At 65.4% G+C, this 15,582-nt stretch carries 14 protein-coding genes; 12 read left to right on the top strand and 2 right to left on the bottom strand.

Annotation, left to right across the window (positions count from 1 at the left end; all coding sequences use genetic code 11):
• On the bottom strand, window positions 1–945 hold a 945-nt coding region (locus BO1_RS57655; RefSeq protein ID WP_218002812.1), incomplete at its 3' end, for a hypothetical protein.
• Here BO1_RS57655 and BO1_RS59245 point away from each other — a divergent pair.
• Entirely contained in the window at window positions 917–2,887 is a 1,971-nt protein-coding gene (locus BO1_RS59245; RefSeq protein WP_156992307.1) for a YadA family autotransporter adhesin, read from the top strand. The genes BO1_RS57655 and BO1_RS59245 overlap by 29 nt on opposite strands.
• Before the next feature lie 85 nt (window positions 2,888–2,972).
• On the opposite strand, the gene BO1_RS17970 is transcribed toward BO1_RS59245, so the two are convergent.
• Entirely contained in the window at window positions 2,973–3,599 is a 627-nt protein-coding gene (locus tag BO1_RS17970; protein WP_028218745.1) for a TetR/AcrR family transcriptional regulator, read from the bottom strand.
• A 292-nt stretch (window positions 3,600–3,891) separates the two neighbouring features.
• On the opposite strand from BO1_RS17970, the gene BO1_RS17975 reads away from it, so the two are divergent.
• The 11 genes from BO1_RS17975 (at window position 3,892) to BO1_RS18025 (ending at window position 15,376) form a co-directional block, all read left to right on the top strand.
• Window positions 3,892–5,928, top strand: a complete 2,037-nt coding sequence (locus tag BO1_RS17975) for an NADH:flavin oxidoreductase (RefSeq protein WP_028218746.1) — start codon at window positions 3,892–3,894, stop codon at window positions 5,926–5,928.
• A gap of 199 nt (window positions 5,929–6,127) precedes the next feature.
• Window positions 6,128–7,453: a M24 family metallopeptidase gene (locus BO1_RS17980; RefSeq protein WP_028218747.1), complete on the top strand. Its 1,326-nt coding sequence runs from the start codon at window positions 6,128–6,130 to the stop codon at window positions 7,451–7,453.
• 39 nt (window positions 7,454–7,492) lie between these two features.
• Window positions 7,493–8,539, top strand: a complete 1,047-nt coding sequence (locus tag BO1_RS51555) for an ornithine cyclodeaminase family protein (RefSeq protein WP_084688034.1) — start codon at window positions 7,493–7,495, stop codon at window positions 8,537–8,539.
• A gap of 19 nt (window positions 8,540–8,558) precedes the next feature.
• Complete coding sequence (locus BO1_RS51560; protein ID WP_052409509.1) at window positions 8,559–9,077, top strand: MarR family winged helix-turn-helix transcriptional regulator; 519 nt, start codon at window positions 8,559–8,561, stop codon at window positions 9,075–9,077.
• Between the two features lie 240 nt (window positions 9,078–9,317).
• Window positions 9,318–10,091 (top strand): amino acid ABC transporter ATP-binding protein, encoded by a 774-nt coding sequence (locus BO1_RS17995; RefSeq protein ID WP_043285301.1) that lies wholly within the window; start codon window positions 9,318–9,320, stop codon window positions 10,089–10,091.
• Window positions 10,092–10,733, top strand: coding sequence for an amino acid ABC transporter permease (locus BO1_RS18000; RefSeq protein ID WP_028218749.1), 642 nt, complete (start codon window positions 10,092–10,094; stop codon window positions 10,731–10,733). It begins immediately after the preceding gene.
• Window positions 10,730–11,392, top strand: coding sequence for an amino acid ABC transporter permease (locus tag BO1_RS18005; RefSeq protein WP_028218750.1), 663 nt, complete (start codon window positions 10,730–10,732; stop codon window positions 11,390–11,392). The genes BO1_RS18000 and BO1_RS18005 overlap by 4 nt, the downstream gene beginning before the upstream one ends.
• A 73-nt stretch (window positions 11,393–11,465) precedes the next feature.
• A complete protein-coding gene (locus BO1_RS18010) occupies window positions 11,466–12,302 on the top strand; it encodes a substrate-binding periplasmic protein (RefSeq protein WP_028218751.1) in 837 nt (278 codons plus the stop codon).
• Between the two features lie 146 nt (window positions 12,303–12,448).
• Entirely contained in the window at window positions 12,449–13,600 is a 1,152-nt protein-coding gene (locus BO1_RS18015; RefSeq protein ID WP_407669961.1) for a porin, read from the top strand.
• A gap of 74 nt (window positions 13,601–13,674) precedes the next feature.
• The gene (locus tag BO1_RS18020) at window positions 13,675–14,424 is read left to right on the top strand and encodes an electron transfer flavoprotein subunit beta/FixA family protein (protein WP_028218753.1); all 750 of its coding nucleotides are present in this window, start codon (window positions 13,675–13,677) and stop codon (window positions 14,422–14,424) included.
• Window positions 14,425–14,443: 19 nt separating this feature from the next.
• Entirely contained in the window at window positions 14,444–15,376 is a 933-nt protein-coding gene (locus tag BO1_RS18025; protein ID WP_028218754.1) for an electron transfer flavoprotein subunit alpha/FixB family protein, read from the top strand.
• Window positions 15,377–15,582: the final 206 nt, after the last annotated feature.

The following is a 15,582-nucleotide window of genomic DNA, read 5'->3' on the forward strand; positions in this document are numbered from 1 at the left end:
GAGCATCGACAATCTCTCGACCTCCGCTTCGACTGGCCTCAGCTCGCTGTCGACCGTGACGTCCACGGGGCTGTCCTCGCTCTCGACCGGCGTTGATTCGCTGTCCACCTCGGCCTCGACAGGCATCAGCTCGCTCTCGACGAGCGTCGATACGCTCTCGACGTCCGCCTCCACGGGCCTGAGTTCGCTGTCGACGGCCACGTCCACGGGATTGTCCTCGCTCTCGACCGGCGTCGACTCGCTGTCCACTTCGGCCTCGACGGGCATCAGCTCGCTCTCGACGAGCGTCGACGCGCTCTCGACGTCCACCTCTACGGGCCTGAGCTCGCTGTCGACCGGCGTCGACTCGCTGTCCACTTCGGCCTCGACGAGCGCCAGCTCGCTTTCGACGAGCATCGACAATCTCTCGACTTCCGCTTCGACGGGCCTGAGCTCGCTCTCGACGGTCACGTCCACGGGTCTCTCGTCGCTGTCGACCGGCATCGATTCGCTGTCGACCTCGGCTTCGACGAGCGCCAGCTCGCTTTCGACGAGCATCGACAATCTCTCGACTTCCGCTTCGACGGGCCTGAGTTCGCTCTCGACCGTGACGTCCACCGGTTTGTCGTCGCTGTCGACCGGCATCGACTCGCTGTCCACCTCGACCTCGACGAGCATCGACAATCTCTCGACCTCCGCCTCGACGGGCCTGAGCTCGCTCTCGACGGTCACGTCAACGGGTCTGTCGTCGCTCTCGACCGGCATCGATTCGTTGTCGACCTCGGCCTCGACGAGCGCCAGCTCGCTCTCGACGAGCATCGACACGCTCTCGACCTCCGCTTCGACGGGCCTGAGCTCGCTTTCGACGCTCACCTCCACGGGCCTGTCCTCGCTTTCGACCGGCATCGACACGCTGTCGACTTCGACTTCGACGGGCTTGAGTTCGCTCTCGACGGTCACCTCCACGGGCCTCTCGTCGCTCTCGACGGGCCTGTCGACCACCGATAGCAACCTGGCCAGCCTCTCGACCGGCGTCGATTCGCTGTCCACCTCGGCCTCGACGAGCGCCAGCTCGCTCTCGACGGGCCTCGACTCGCTGTCGACCTCGGCTTCGACGGGTCTGAGCTCGCTCTCGACCGTGACCTCCACGGGTCTCTCGTCGCTCTCGACCGGTCTCTCGACCACCGACAGCAACCTCGACTCGCTCTCGGCTTCGACCTCCACGGGCTACCTGGATCTGTCGACGGGTCTCTCGTCGCTGTCCACGCTGACCTCGAGCAGCGTGAGCTCGCTGTCGATGGGCATCATCTCGCTGTCGACCGGCGTGGTTTCGCTCTCGACCGTCGTGATCTCGCTGTCGACGTCGACCTCGTCGAGCGTGGCTTCGCTCTCGACCGGCATCGACACGACCAACAACAACCTGAATTCGCTGTCGACGGCCACCTCGTCGAGCGTGGCTTCGCTCTCGACCGGCATCGATACGACCAACAACAATCTGAACTCGCTGTCGACGTCGACCTCGTCTAGCGTGGCATCGCTCTCGACCGGCGTGGAGTCGCTGTCGTCGTCGACCTCGTCGAGCGTGGCCTCGCTCTCGACCGGCATCGACACGACCAACAGCAACCTGAACTCGCTGTCGACGTCCACCTCGTCGAGCGTGGCCTCGCTCTCGACCGGTGTGGAGTCGCTGTCGTCGTCGACCTCGTCGAGCGTCGCTTCGCTCTCGACCGGCGTGAACTCGCTGTCGACCGGTCTGGATACGACCAACAGCAACCTGAATTCGCTGTCGACGTCCACCTCGTCGAGCGTGGCCTCGCTCTCGACCGGCATCGACACGACCAACAGCAATCTGAATTCGCTGTCGACGTCCACCGCGGCAGGCTTCAACTCGCTGTCCACGAGCATCGACACGACCAATAGCAGCCTGCAGAGCCTCTCGACTGCAGCCGCGACCAGCTCCGGCGGCGTCGACTCGCTGTCCACGACGATGGCCGATCTGTCCGCGTCGACCTCGACGGGCATGTCCTCGCTGTCGACCGGTCTCTCGACGGTCACGTCGTCGGTCAGCTCGCTGTCGACCACGCTCGCGCCGGTGGTGCAGATGATCGACTCCGCGAATGCCTCGGGCAATGCCTTCATGGGCACACTGGCCGGCGGCATGAACAACGACGGCACCGTGCAGACGCGCGGCGCGACGGGCGGTGCGATCCAGAACGCGGCGGTGCAGGGCTGCTCCACGGTGAACGGCGTGGACGCAACGGGCTCGGGCCTGTGCGTGACCGCCAACGGCGAAGGCGCAACGGCTTACGGCTCGAACGCGAACGCCACCGGCGACAACACGACGGCCGTGGGCAACCGTGCCACGACGACCAACGCGAACTCGGTGGCAATCGGTACCAACGCGGTCGCCTCGGGTGCGCCGGCGGTGGCGATCGGCGTGAACTCGCGTGCTTCCGGTGCGGGTTCGGTCGCCATCGGCAACGGTGCGGCTGCGCAGGGTGCCAATTCGGTGGCCATCGGCCAGAACTCGGTCGCGACCGAAGACAACACTGTTTCGTTCGGCACGGCCGGAGGCGAGCGCCGCTTGACCAACGTTGCGCCGGGCGTGGCTCCGACCGACGCGGCCACCGTCTCGCAGCTCGGCGGCGTGCAGTCCAACGTCAACAACGTGGCGCGCACGGCCTACGCCGGCACGGCACTCGCCATGGCCATGAGCGGCACGTATCTGCCGTCGCTCAATGCCGGCGAGAAGACGATCGGTGTCGGCGTCGGCTCGTACCAGGGCTACAGCGCCGTCGCGGTGAACTTCAAGGGCTTGTCGGGCAACGGACGCTGGGGCTACGGCGCCGGTGTCTCGACCACGGGTCATGAGGTTGGCGTGAACGCCGGGGTGGGCTGGAAGTGGTAAGTCAGCAGTAAGTCAGTAGAGCAGGGAACGACGGGCGGCCGGCAACGGCCGCCCGTCGTCATTTGTCCCGTCTTTTTTGTTCGCGCTAGACCGCCGGGCCACGGCGAGCGAAGAAGCGCTGCATCTCGCGCTCAGATGGCTGCGTGCCCGTAAATACTTCGGCATACGTAGCAATTCGCGTCATGCGCTCGTCCATCGGCTCGGTCGTTTTCATCGACACATAGCCGAGCTGCGTCAGATACATCGTGCGCGCGCGCACCTGTGCGGCGAGCAGCGCATAGCCGAAGCGCTCGAACATCGCCGTCAACGCGGCAATCCGCTTCGCGTCGGCATTGGCCAGCTCGGCCGCGATCTCGGGCGCCTGCTGCCCCCAGCTGCGGATGGCCGCCTCGTAGCGATTGTCGAAAATCGCGTCGTCGAACCAGCAGTCGAACACGTTCAGCACGGCTTCCGAAATCGTGTCCGCATAGGCCTGCGTGCGCGCGATCCAGTTGACGGTGTTCTTCGCCTTCCAGCGTTCGAGCAGCGTGGCGAGCAATTCCTCCCGGTCCTTGAAGAACCAGTAGAAGCTCGTCCGCGACGTGTTCAGCTTCTTCGCGAGCGGCAGGATCCGCACGGATTCGATGCCGCTCTCGAGCAGGCTTTCCGTCGCGGCGTCCAGCCATGTGTCCGCGGATCCGCGGATATTCTCGGCTGCAATCGGTTCTTCCATCTGGCAAACGTCCTCCCGGTCAAATCGTCGATCGGCTGCGCACTACGCACTGCGCAACCTGCATTGTGCCGCACCGCGCAACGGCAGCGGCCGCAAGGGCTGGCCCAGGCCGATAAAGCGGGCCCAGGCCGGAAAGTCTGGCCCAGCCCTTGATACGGGGTTTCCCGAGCTTACTGTACACATCTGTTTTGATATCTTGACACATGTGTACAGTGATTCTAACCTGACTCACGACAGGCATCCACGTCAGGCAGTCACGAATCACGCTTCCGTTCCCATCCAGAGGAATCCCATGTCGACCGACCCGCTGCTGCAGCCTTACACCCTCAAACATCTGACGTTTCGCAATCGCATCATGACGACGTCGCACGAGCCGGCGTATGCCGAAGACGGGATGCCGAAGGCACGCTACCGCGCGTACCACGTCGAGCGCGCGAAGGCGGGCATCGCGCTGACGATGACGGCCGGCTCCGCGGCGATTTCCAAGGACAGCCCGCCGGTCTTCAACAACATCCTCGCGTACCGCGACGAGGTCGTGCCCTGGATGAAGGATCTCGTCGACGAGTGCCACGAGCATGGCGCGAAGGTGATGATCCAGCTGACGCATCTGGGCCGCCGCACGCGCTGGGACAAAGGCGACTGGCTGCCGGCGGTGTCGCCCTCGCATGCGCGCGAGCCCGCGCACCGCGCGTTTCCGAAGAAGCTCGAGGAGTGGGACCGGGAGCGCATCGTGCGCGACTACGCGGACGCGGCGGAACGGATGAAGGCCGCCGGCCTCGACGGGATCGAGCTGGAAGCGTACGGACACCTGATGGATCAGTTCTGGTCGCCGCTCACGAACACGCTCGACGCACCGTACGGCGGCTCGCTCGAAAACCGCATGCGCTTCACGTTCGACGTGCTGCGCGCGATCCGCGAGCGGGTCGGCGAGGCGTTCATCGTGGGGGTCCGCTACACGGCCGATGAAATGATGGCCGGCGGAATGACGAGGGAAGAGGGGCTCCAGTTGTCGATGGCGATGAAGTCGAGCGGCCTGATCGACTTCCTGAACGTGATTCGCGGCCACCTCGAAACCGATGCGGGCCTCACCGACATCATCCCGATCATGGGGATGAAGAGCGCCCCGCACCTCGATTTTGCGGGCGAGATTCGCAGCGCCACCGACTTCCCGACCTTCCACGCGGCGCGCATCCAGGACGTGCCCACCGCGCGCCACGCGATCGCGTCGGGCAAGGTCGACATGATCGGCATGACGCGCGCGCATATGACCGACCCGCATATCGTGCGCAAGATCATCGAGCGCCGCGAGGACGAGATTCGTCCCTGCGTGGGCGCGAACTATTGTCTCGACCGCATCTACCAGGGCGGCGCCGCATTCTGCATCCACAACGCGGCCACCGGGCGCGAGACGACGATGCCGCATACGATCGCGGCCGCGCCGGCCAGGCGCAAGGTCGTGATCGTCGGCGCCGGTCCGGCCGGCCTCGAGGCGGCGCGCGTCGCCGGGGAGCGTGGGCACGACGTGGTCGTGTTCGAGGCAACCAGTCATCCGGGCGGCCAGGTCCGACTGACGGCCCAGACGCCGCGCCGCAAGGAGATGCTCGGCATCGTCGACTGGCGCATGGCGCAGTGCGAGCGGCTCGGCGTGCGCTTCGCGTTCAACACGTGGGCCGATGCGTCCACCGTGCTCGACGAGCGGCCCGACGTCGTGATCGTCGCGACGGGCGGCATGCCGGACGTCAACGTGCTGAGCGAGGGCGTCGAGCATGTGGTGTCCGCGTGGGACATCCTCTCCGGCGACGTGAAGCCGGGCCGCAACGTGCTGATCTACGACGACGCGGGCGACCACCCGGCGCTCCAGGCCGCGGAGACGATCGCGCAAGCGGGGGGCGCGGTCGAGATCATGACGCCCGACCGTTCGTTCGCTCCAGAAGTGATGAGCATGAATCTCGTGCCGTACATGCGTTCGCTGCAGAAGCTCGATGCGAAGTTCACGGTCACCTACCGGCTCGAGGCCGTGCGCCGCGAAGGCAGCGACCTCGTCGCGATCGTCGGCAGCGACTACGGCGGCATCCGCAACGAGCGCCGCTACGACCAGATCGTCGTCAATCACGGCACGATCCCGATGGACGAGCTGTATTTCGCGCTCAAGCCGCAGTCGACCAACCTCGGCGCCGTCAATTACGACGATCTGATCGACGGCAAGCCGCAGGTCGAGAACCGCAATCCGGCGGGCCGCTTCCAGCTGTTCCGGATCGGCGATGCGGTGTCCGCGCGCAACACGCACGCGGCGATCTACGACGCGCTGCGGCTCGTCAAGGACTTGTAATGCGCGCGCTTGCCGGGGCGTTTGCGGTCCCGGCAAGACCCGCCGCGAAGCAAGGGTAAACATCATTTTTGGCGCATTGACAGTTGGTTCCATACGGGACTAATCTGCGTTGCAACAGGCAATGCGGTGCCATGTGTCGCAATGCGTCGAGTCCGCGCTCCACTGCGAGCGCTCACACTCCAGCCTGAAGGAAGCCGCCGTGATCGTTGACACCGCACTCCAAGCCTCCACCATTGCTTCCTCGCCGTCGGGCGAGCCCGCGAACGGCCGTGCTTATCGGCAAGACGCACTGGTGCAGGGCCAGCGCGTCGCGCCTGTCGATCGCGCGCTGCTCGACGCGTACGACGCCATCGATCGCCGCGCGCTGCGTGCCTATCGCGTCGAGCGGCTGCGCGAGCAACTGCGCAAGCACGACTACGCCGGCATGCTGCTCGCCGATCCGCTGAACATCCGCTACGCGACCGATACGAACAATCTCGGCCTGTGGGTCATGCATTCGCCGAGCCGCTACGTGTTCATCGCGACCGACGGCCCGCTCGTGCTGTTCGATTTCACGAGCAGCAAGCACAACAGCGAGGGCATCGAGTCGATCGACGAGATCCGTCCGGCCACGCCGTGGATCTACTTTCTCGCCGGACCGCGTGTGGAAGAGAAAGCAGATCAGTGGGCGCACGAAATCGCCGATCTCCTGCGCACGCATGGCGGCGGCAACCTGCGGCTCGCCGTGGATCGCTGCGACCCGTGGGGCGCCGAACGCCTGACGCGCCTGGGCATCACGCTGTTCGACGCGCAGCCGCTGACCGAGCAGGCCCGCCTCATCAAGGGCCCCGAGGAGATCGCGCAGCATCGTGTCTCGATGGGCGTGTGCGACCTCGGCGTCGCGCGCATGCGCGAGGCGCTGCGCCCCGGCATCACCGAGAACCAGCTGTGGAGCGTCTTTCACGAGACCAACATCGCGCACGGCGGCGAGTGGGCGGAGAGCCGGCTGCTCTCGTCGGGCCCGCGCACGAACCCGTGGTTCCAGGACGCGACGAACCGCGTGATCGAAGCAGGGGACATGGTCAGCTTCGACACCGATATGGTGGGGCCGGGCGGCTACCTTTCGGACATTTCGCGCAGCTTCGTCTGCCCGGGGCGCGGCGTGTCCGCGAACCAGCGCAACCTGCTCGGCTATGCGGAAGACCAGATTCAGCATAACTTAGGACTGCTGCGCGCGGGCGTCACGTTCAGGGAGTTCGCCGAGCGCTGCTGGCCCGTTCCCGAGCGCTACGTGCACAACCGCTACATGATGATGCTGCACGGTGTGGGGCTCGTCGACGAATACCCGAGCGTGGCGTACGCGGTCGATTTCGACGCGTGGGGGTACGACGGCACGTTCGAGGAGAACATGGTCGTGTCGGTCGAGAGCTATATCGGCGTGGAGGGCGGCGCTGAGGGCGTCAAGCTCGAGGAGCAGGTGCTGATCACGCCGACCGGTGCGGTTGCGCTTTCGTCCACGCCGTTAATCGCGGACCGGAACGTCTGAGCCGAGCGCGCTCCGTTCCTTTCCGCCCCAGTTCGCTACATGACAAGCCGATTCCCCATGATGATGTCGTGCTCCTTGCCTCAGTTACCTCAATTGCCTCGGTTGATCGACGCCGATGCGGTGCTGAGCCGCGTGCCGCCCACGCAGATGATCGACGCGCTGGAAGCGGCTCACCGGCGCGCGTGGTCGCCACTCGCGCGATTGCACGCGACGGTGCCGCGCGAGGCGCGCGACGATGCCGAGATGCTGATCTGGCTCGGCGGGGCGAGCGACGGCACGACGGGCACGAAAGTCGTGTCGATCTCGCCGGATAACGGCCGCCGTGCGGACGGTTCGGCCGACACCGTGCATTCCGCGGTCCTGCTCGGCGAGGCCGAAACTGGCCGGTTCCGCGCGATCATCGTCGGCAATGCCTTCACCCGCTACAAGACGGCGGCCGATTCCGCGCTCGGCGCGCGCCTGCTCGCGCGGCGCGACCCGCGGACGCTGACGATAGTCGGCGCGGGCGCGCAAGCACAGACGCATCTGCGCGTGATGGCGGCCGAGTTTCCGACGCTGCGGCGCATCGACATCTGGAACCGCAATCCCGAGCGTGCGGCACGGCTTGCCGACGAGGCGGCGGGCGATGCACCCGGCGCCGATGTGCGTGCGGTCAAGGATCTCGAGCGCAGCGTTCGCGAGGCCGACCTCGTCGTCTGCGTGACGCCTTCGATGTCGCCCGTGATCGATGGCGCCTGGCTGCGCGCCGGCTGCCACGTCGATCTGGTGGGCGGCTACACGCCGGCGATGCGCGAGGCCAACGACGCGGCGCTGCTGCGCTCGCGCATCTACGTCGATCACCGCGCGCTCGTGACCGAGCACTGCGGCGACATACGCCAGCCGCTCGAAGCGGGCGTGATCGCGGCAACCGACATCGTGGGCGATCTGTTCGACCTTTGCAGCGGCCGCGCGGCGGGGCGCCAGCACGCTGCCGACATCACGCTGTTCAAGAACGGCGGCGGCGGGCATCTGGACCTGATGTTCGCCGACTGGCTGAGCCGCCTGGGCGAAGCGACCGACGATTGCCGCACACTGTCCGACCATTGACCCGATGGAGCTGTTCCCGATGAAAGAACCCGGCATCGAGCCCGAAGACAACGACACCGAAGATCGCGACGAGGCAACGGCTGGCGATGCCGTGTTCGACGCGATCGTCACGAACGGCCCGCTGAACGACGCATGGCGGATGACGCTGTGGTCGAACTACTACACGGAGCCGATTTTCGCGGAGATGATGGAAACGTTCGACGTCAGCCGCGACGAATTCAACGTGCTCGCCTGTCTCGCGACGGTGGGCGCGATGACGGCGAAGAAGATCTGCGAGGTGACGGGGCGGCCGAAAAACAGTATCAGCCGCGCCGTGAACCGGCTCGCGGAGCGGCGCATGATCCGCCGCAAGACGAACGCGGACGACCGGCGCGAGATCCGGCTCGCGTTGAACGAAAGCGGCAAGCGGCTCTACGAGCAGGTCCTGCCGGTCTCGCTCGACCGGCAGACGCTGATGCTGCGGGCGCTCGACGCGGACGAGCGCGCCGCGCTCGATCGGATCCTCAACAAGCTGATGAGCACGCGTCATACGTGGTGAGCACTCTTGAGGGCACGCACCCGAGTTGATGCGTGCCACTCAAGACATGATGAAAAACGATCGCTTGAGCCCGAAATATTGGATGCGTTAAATAGCATCCATCAATTCATATCGTTGTACTTATCAACTGAATTGCGGATCGCCAGGCGTGCATCGACCTGGAGACAAGCCTTGAAAGCCGTCGACGGAGAAGCTTCCATGAACAGCATTGTCCCCCCTCCCTTGCAACCCGAAGCCGGCATGCTGCATACGGGCCGGCCCGGCATGCAGCCGATCCTGTGCGTCGAGGGCGTCGGAAAGACGTTCGGCCCGCACCGTGTGCTGCAGGACGTCAGCTTCTCGATGCATGCGGGCGAAGTGATCGCGATCATTGGCCCGAGCGGGTCGGGCAAGAGCACGCTGCTACGCTGCATCAACCAGCTCGAGCCGCCGACCGAAGGCCGCGTCACGATCGGCGACGTGACGATCGAGGCGAACCAGGCGCCCGCGCGCCGCGAGCTCGTGACCTTGCGGCGCCGCATCGGCATGGTGTTCCAGTCGTTCAACCTGTTCCCGCACCTGAGCGTGCTGCGCAACGTCAGCCTCGCGCAGGAGCGCACGATGGGCCGCAGCCGCGCCGAAGCGGACAAGCGTTCGATGGAGCTGCTCGAGCGCGTGGGCCTCGCGAGCAAAGCCGCGCAGTATCCGGTGCGCTGCTCGGGCGGGCAGCAGCAGCGCATCGCGATCGCCCGTGCGCTCGCGCTCGATCCCGAGATCATGCTGTTCGACGAGCCGACCTCGGCGCTCGATCCGGAACTCGGCCTCGAAGTGCTCGCGGTGATGAACGAGCTCGCCGCGTCCGGCATGACGATGATCGTCGTCACGCACGAGATGCATTTCGCGGAGAAAGTGTCCGACCGCGTGATCATCATGGCCGACGGCAGGATCCTCGAATCCGGGCCGAGCGAGGTCGTGATGGGCCGCCCGCAAACCGAGCGCGCCGCGAAATTTCTGAATGCCGTGAGGGACCGCTAAATGATCGACCATCTTTGGGCCATTCTCGCCGGCGCGCCATGGACGATCGCGCTGACGCTCACGGTCTTCGCGATCGGCGCGGTGCTGGGGCTGCCGTTGTGCGCGATGCGCCGGGCCGCGAATCCGCTTGCGCGCACGATCGCGACGGCCATCGTCGTCGGTTGCCGGTCGGTGCCGCCCATCGTCTGGCTGTTCTTCGTGTTCTTCGGGATCGGCAACGATCTGCTGCCGCTCAGCCCGTTCGCGGCGGCCGCGCTCGGCCTCGGCCTCGTGACCGCGGCCAATCTCTCCGAGGTCTACCGCGGCGCGCTGACCGCGATTCATCCGGGGCAGTACGAAGCGGCGAAGGTGCTGAACCTCACGCGCGTCCAGCAGTTTCGCGACGTGATTCTCCCGCAGATGGTGCGCGTCGCGCTGCCGACCGCGGCGACCTACCTGATCGGCCTGCTCAAGGATTCGGCGGTGGCCTCGACGATCGGCGTGGGGGAGATCGCGTTCCAGGCCTATCACGTGTCGCAGGAGACGTTCAGCGGCCTCGGCGTCTACGCGTCGGCCGCGCTGCTTTACATCGTTCTCAGCCTCCCGGTCGCATGGCTGTCGCGCTGGGCCGACCTTCATCTTCGTTCCGGGGTGTCGCGATGAGCGCCATGTTCGATCTCTGGCTATCCTGGCTGCCCGACCTGCTCGGCGGCTACCGTCTGTCGCTCGAAGTCACCGCGCTGAGCATCGGGATCGGCATTCCGCTCGGCCTCGTGCTCGCGCTGTGCGTGTCGATGCAGCAAAAGGCGATTCGCGGCGCCGCGCTCGTGTTCGTCGAGATCGGCCGCGGCGCGCCGGCGCTGATCCTGCTGCAGTTCTTCTACTTCGGACTGCCGAACGCGGGGCTGACGCTGTCGTCGTTTCTCTCCGCCGTGGTCGCGCTGGCGTGCTGCACCGGCGCCTATACGAGCGAGATCATCCGTGCCGGCTTCGACGCGGTGCCGTATGGCCAGAAGGAGGCGGCCGCGGTGATCGGACTGAACGCCGTGGATGCGCTGCGCTTCGTGATCGTGCCGCAGGGCTTGCGTGTCGCGCTGCCGGCGCTGCTCGGCTTCTCGATCATGATGCTGCAGGCCACCTCGCTATGCTTCACGATCGCGCTGCCCGAGCTCGTCAGCCGCGCATCGAGCATCGGTTCGTCGACGTTCGAATACATGCCCGTGCTGCTGCTCGCGGGCTTGATGTTCGCGCTGATCTGCGTGCCCGCGACCTTTGCCGTATCGGCGCTCGAGCGCCGTCTGGGACGGCACGCGGTCCGCTGATCCTGTCCCGCCCATTGTGTCATTCGCACCTTTCCGCACTTTCAACCTGCCACGCTTTCTTGGGGAGATTCTCATGACATCACCAATGCGCCGTCTTTCGATCGCGCTCGTCGGCCTGTGTCTCACCGGCCTCGGCGCCACCGCCCACGCCCAGGCCTGCAAGCCCGCGCACCAGTTCGAGACGATCCGGCCCGGCACGCTGTCGGTTGCCGTGTGGGATTTCCCGCCGTATTCGATTCCGGCCGGCACGCAGGACATCAAGGGCGTCGATGGCGAGATCGTCAAGCAGATTGCGGCACGCGAGTGCCTGAAGATCGCCGTCTCGGTCGTCGATCCGGCCGCCGTGGTGCAGTCCGTCGTCTCGCGGCGCACCGATATCGGCCTCGGCGACTGGTATCGCACGGCCGACCGCGCGAAGGTGCTCGGCCTGAGCGGCCCGATGTATCTCGACCAGATGGCGGTGATCTCGAAGCAGGGCGTCGACACCGTGGCGAGCATCGTCGGCAAGCGGGTCGGGACCGTGCAGGGCTATCTGTGGACCGGCGATCTGCAGAAGCTGCTCGGCAGCTCGCTCGTGGTCTATCCGAATCCGGTCGCGATGGCGCAGGACCTGGCTGCCGGCCGCATCGACGCCGGCACCGACAGCTACGCGGTCTCGCAGTACAACCAGACGAAGGGCGGCTATCCGTCGATGAAGATCATGCTCGTGAAGCCGGACCCGCGCGTGCCCGCCACGCTCGAGCCGGGACAGACCGCGCTGCTCTACACGAAAGCGAATGCCGCGCTCGGCACGGCGCTCAGCGCCAATATCGAAGCGCTGCGCCAGTCTGGGGAGATCGGGCGGATCCTCAAGACTTACGGCCTCTCGACGTCGGCCGCGGACGTTGGCGCGCCGCGGATCATCCAGTAACAGGAAGGGATGTGCCTGCGACCGCCGCGATTCGAGATTCGCGGCGACGTCGCGCCATCGTCTTCAAGCCGGCATTGAACTGACACACGTTACCGAAACACATCTCACAGCATTCAAATTAATAAGGATGACTAATGAATAAAAGAATGTGGCGATTGTCCCGCTCGATGGCCATCGCGTCGACCTTCGCCGCCTGCTCGGCCGCTGCGCAGGCGCAGTCGAGCGTCACGCTCTATGGCGCGATCGATGAGGGCATCGACTATACGAACAACAGCGGCGGCAAATCGCTGTGGCACATGCAGGACGGCTCTTATGACGGCGTCTACGGCAGCCGCTGGGGGTTGAGGGGGAGCGAGGATCTCGGCGGCGGCCTCGCGACGGTCTTCAAGCTCGAATCCGGCTTCAGCGCCGTGAACGGACAAATGCTCCAGGGCAGCCGCCTGTTCGGCCGGCAGGCTTATGTCGGCTTGTCGGACACGCGGCTCGGCACGCTGACGTTCGGCCGGCAATACGATTCGGTCGTCGACTACCTGCAGCCGTTGACCGCGCCCGGCCAGTTCGGCGGCCCGTTCGTGCATGCGGGCGACATCGACAACACCGACAACTCGTTCCGCGTCGACAACGCGATCAAGTACGCGAGCCCGAACATCGGCGGCCTGACGTTTGGCGGCATGTACTCGTTCACCAATTCGACCGCGCCGGGCCGCGGCACCACCGGCATGTGGAGCATCGGCGCGAGCTACTCGAATGCGTCGGTCAATGTGGCGGCGGCGTATCTGTACGCGAAAAACCCGGCGCTGCTGTTCACGGACGGCGATTTCGTGCCCAACACGACAGGCTCGGCGATCGGCGCGGCCGGCCCGTTCAGCTATGTGGGCAATCCGGAGAACGAGCAAATAGCCGGGATTGGAGCGAGCTATGCATTCGGCCAGGCGACGGTGGGAGCCGACTTCACCGACACGCGCTTCGATCAGGCGAACGGCACGACCTCGACGGTGCGCTTCGACAATTACGAAGTCTGGGCGCGTTACGCGCTGACCACCGCCTGGTCAGTAGGCGGCGCGTACACGTACACGCACGGGCATATCGGCTACTCGGACGCCGTGCCGATCTACCATCAGGCCGGCCTCACGACGTCGTACGCACTCTCGAAGCGCACGTCGATCTATGCGATGGGGGTCTATCAGCGCGCCGGCGGGGCGGCGTCGCAGGCCGCCATTTTCGATGGGGTGGTTGGCGACGCGTCGAGCAACAACCATCAGATCGCATTGCGGATTGGGATGTACCACCTGTTCTAAACCTTGCGGGGCTCGTAGCAAGCCTGCTGTGTTGCATGGCGAGTGCGCGCCCCTGCATTCATATGGAAATGACGATGAGGATTCTGGTTCCAGTCAAGAGAGTGGTCGACTACAACGTGAAGGTCCGCGTGAAGTCGGACAACACGAGCGTCGACATCGCGAACGTGAAGATGTCGATGAATCCGTTCGATGAAATTGCCGTGGAAGAAGCGGTGCGCCTGAAGGAAGCGGGCGTCGCGACCGAAGTGGTCGCCGTGTCGGTCGGCGTCGCGCAGGCGCAGGAAACGCTGCGCACGGCGCTCGCGATTGGTGCGGACCGCGCGATTCTCGTCGAATCGATCGATGGCGTCGAGCCGCTGGCCGTCGCGAAGATCCTCAAGGCGCTGGTCGAGAAGGAGCAGCCGCAACTGGTGATCCTCGGCAAGCAGGCGATCGACGACGACTCGAACCAGACGGGCCAGATGCTGGCCGCGTTGGCGGGTCTGCCGCAAGCCACCTTTGCTTCCAGGGTCACGATTGCCGAGGGCAAGGCCACGGTTGCCCGTGAAGTCGACGGCGGCGCGGAAACGCTTTCCTTGACATTGCCGGCGGTGGTGACCACCGACCTGCGCCTGAACGAGCCGCGCTACGTGACGCTGCCGAACATCATGAAAGCGAAGAAGAAGCCGCTGGAAACCGTGAAGCCCGAAGATCTGGGTGTCGATGTGACGCCGCGTCTGAAGACGCTGAAAGTGACGGAGCCGCCCAAGCGCGCGGCCGGCGTGAGGGTGCCGGACGTAAAGACGCTGGTGGAGAAGCTGAAGACCGAAGCCAAGGTGCTGTAAATACAGGAAGCCGAACGAAATGACGAATCTGGTGATTGCCGAACACGACAACACGTCGATCAAGGCAGCGACGCTGAACACCGTGGCAGCGGCGCAGAAGATCGGCGGTGAGATTCACGTGCTGGTCGCGGGACATCATGCGCAGGCGGCCGCCGATGCGGCTGCGAAGATCGCCGGTGTGAGCAAGGTGTTGCTCGCCGACGCGCCGCAACTGGCAGCGGGTCTCGCGGAAAACGTCGAAGCGACTGTGCTGAGCGTTGCGAAGCAGTATTCGCACATCCTCGCCCCGGGCACGGCCTATGGCAAGAACATCGCTCCGCGGATTGCGGCGAAGCTGGACGTCGCGCAGATCTCGGATATCACGGCGGTCGGTTCCGCCGACACGTTCGAGCGCTCGATCTACGCAGGCAACGCGATTGCAACGGTCCAGTCGGGCGATCCGATCAAGGTGATCACGGTTCGCACGACGGGTTTCGATCCCGTTGCGGCGGTTGGCGGCAGCGCATCGGTCGAGAGCATCGACGCAGCGGCGGACGCGGGCGTGTCGCAGTTCGTGAGCCGTGAAGTGACGAAGCTCGACCGCCCCGAACTGACGAGCGCGAAGATCATCGTTTCGGGCGGCCGGGGTCTGGGCAGCGGCGAGAACTATACGAAAGTGCTCGAACCGCTGGCCGACAAACTGCAGGCCGCGCTGGGCGCGTCGCGCGCGGCAGTGGATGCGGGCTACGTCCCGAATGACTACCAGGTGGGGCAGACCGGCAAGATCGTCGCGCCGCAACTGTACATTGCGGTGGGCATCTCGGGCGCGATCCAGCACCTGGCGGGCATGAAGGATTCGAAGGTGATCGTGGCGATCAACAAGGACGAGGAAGCGCCGATCTTCAGTGTCGCCGACTTCGGGCTTGTCGATGACCTTTTCACTGCGGTTCCGCAACTGGCCGACAGTCTATAGTAGTCCGAATGATATAAGACCGAGCGCACGGCGAGCGATGACGTTGCAAGGCCATGCTCAAGCATGGCCTTGCTGCGAGATACGAAGCGTCCAGCTCGCTATCGACGTCCACCTACGCCACAGCCCCGCGCACCGGTCTCAGCTATACACCGGAAACCGCGTGGTCAGCTCGGCAACCTGCGCCTTCACGCGCTTGATCGTGGCGG

The sequence above is a fragment of the Paraburkholderia oxyphila NBRC 105797 genome (assembly GCF_000685075.1).
GTDB lineage: Bacteria > Pseudomonadota > Gammaproteobacteria > Burkholderiales > Burkholderiaceae > Paraburkholderia > Paraburkholderia oxyphila.